1 protein-coding gene and 1 pseudogene are annotated in these 2,088 nt (G+C 69.2%); both read right to left on the bottom strand.

The annotated features are described in order from the left end of the window. Window positions 1–1,243: MobF family relaxase (gene mobF / locus ABD297_RS23515; protein ID WP_344257582.1), on the bottom strand; the 1,243-nt coding region annotated here is incomplete at its 3' end. A 591-nt stretch (window positions 1,244–1,834) separates the two neighbouring features. Continuing rightward, window positions 1,835–2,088, bottom strand: a pseudogene (locus ABD297_RS23510) (DUF6454 family protein); the annotation flags it as partial.

Raw genomic sequence — 2,088 nt, 5'->3', positions numbered from 1 at the left:
CCGCGATCCGCTCCGCCACCACGGTCCGCTCGTCCGGTGACGCGAACCTGACGCCTTGGATCTGACGCAGCGCTTCGGCGAACACGTTGGCCCGGGTGAACGTAGAACGCTTGCCCGACACGATCTCCAACGACACCCGAGCGGCTTCCTCGAGCATCGCCTCGGCCAGGTCCCCCGCCCGCAACAGAGGCAGGTCGTTGCGCCCGGCCAGGGTCGCGACCCACGCCTGCGCGTCGTCCCCGACGAACGGCTGGGCCCTCGCCCGCCAGTGCGTGGCCAGCTCTCCGAGGGCCTTCAGCTCCTTGGGCGGACGCGTCTCCAACGTCGCGCGCTGACGCATCTGCAGCACCTCACGCGGCGAAGGCTGCCTCCCACGGACGGCGACGAAGTCCGCGACCAGCACGTCCTTCGCCCCGTCGATCTCGGTGGTGCGCTGTGAGAACTCCGCCCGCAACGCCTCGCCCACCGCTGCGACCTCCCACTTCTCCACTGGAGAGTGGCGTCGTCGTTCGGGATCCCAGCCGTACCCCAGATCCCGGGTCACGAGGTCCGCAAGCACACCGTTGTAGAGCTCCGACAGACCCACCGAAGCCCGGAAGAGTGCCTTGCTGTCCAGCGTCCGCCACCGACCGTCCGACACCGCCTGCACCCGGTTGAGGACCACGACATGGGTGTGCAGTTGCGGGTCGCCAGCGCGCGAGTCCCAGTGGTCGAACGCAGCCGCGACGACACCACGAACGTCCTCCGACACGACACCGCCCTGGCCCGTTCGGGTGGCGAACACCGTCCGCTCCGCGTAGCCGATGACGAACTCCGTCGCGGCCACGTGCGCGGCATAAATGCGCCGCCGCGTTCCCTCGTCGGCCAGCCCCCATGCCACCGACACCGACTTCGGCGCGCTGAACGTCAAGTCGAAGCCCGCGACCGTCTGCGGGGCCTTCCGCTCCCGCTTCAACGCGTCGACGTATGCCGCCCGCTCGGCCCCCGGGGCCCGGCCCAGCGGGTGCCCGGTGACCGGATCCTGCAGCATCCCGAGCATCCGCCACAGATGCTCCTCACCGACCGTCGACCCCGAAACGATGCCACGCCCGCCGTCGAGGCCGGCGAGCCCAGACCCCACAAAACGCCCCGGAGGAGTGCCCGGCTCGCTGTAGTACGAAGCCAGCGGCGACGACGTCAGTCCCCCGGCATCGCCCCGGGCAACGGAGGCCATGAGGTAGCGGTACCCCGAGCCCAGCGTCATCCTGCGAATCGACATCGTCACCCGCAGCGAACCCCGCCCACGGGGCACCCGCGGGAGTCCGCGCCCACCTTGGTGCCAGACGTGTGGGGCGAAAGTCCGGCAGTCGGCGGGCTCGAGGGAAAGGCACCCCCAGGGCACGGGGCTCGGGCCCTGCGGCGTCGGTCTCCACTGGGACGGACAAGGGCGCCGGCCACGGATATCAGTCGGGCAAGGAAGGCGAGTAAGTCAGGCGTCGCGAGCGACTCCGGACGGGAAGCCTATGTCGCGAATGGCCGGCCGATCACCCAATTCGATGCAAGGACAGCCGCACGTTCGTGCGTTGCGGTCCTCGCGCGCACACGATTGCGGCACGGCCGAGCAGCAGCGGTTGCGGTCCGGACGATCGTGGCCCATAACGAGAACCAGTCCCTGGAAACCTCGGGATATGGATCCGGGCGAGATCGTCTGCGAAGAACGCATCGCCTTTTGGAAGTCCGTGCGCGCTCAAGCAGCCATCGCGATGGGGCAGGGCGAGGGCGAAAGCCAGGCCGTGAGCACGGCGTGACCCGGCGCCCGCAGGTCTGGAGCTGGCGCCGGGCCAAGCAAGTTCCGTCAGCCGACGGTGGCCTGGTAGGTGAGGATCTCGGTGCCGTTGCCTTCGTCGCCGTTGTCGGGTGCGACGCGCATGGTCAGGTGGTTGCCGTCAGCGGTCATCTTGAACGGGTTGCGGGTGGCCACATGTCCGGCCGTGGACCACTTCTGGAAGGGAATCTCGCGGGTGACCTGCTCACTGGTGAGGTCGAGCATGGCAACTCCACCGAGCTCGTAGGTGGCGGAGGTTCCACCAGCGCTGGGCGTCTGCGGCA

It is taken from the genome of Terrabacter carboxydivorans, from assembly GCF_039532035.1.
In the GTDB taxonomy this organism is placed as follows: Bacteria; Actinomycetota; Actinomycetes; order Actinomycetales; family Dermatophilaceae; genus Terrabacter; species Terrabacter carboxydivorans.
Note: the sequence above shows the minus strand (reverse complement) of the source record. Positions and strands in the feature narration are given on the sequence as shown.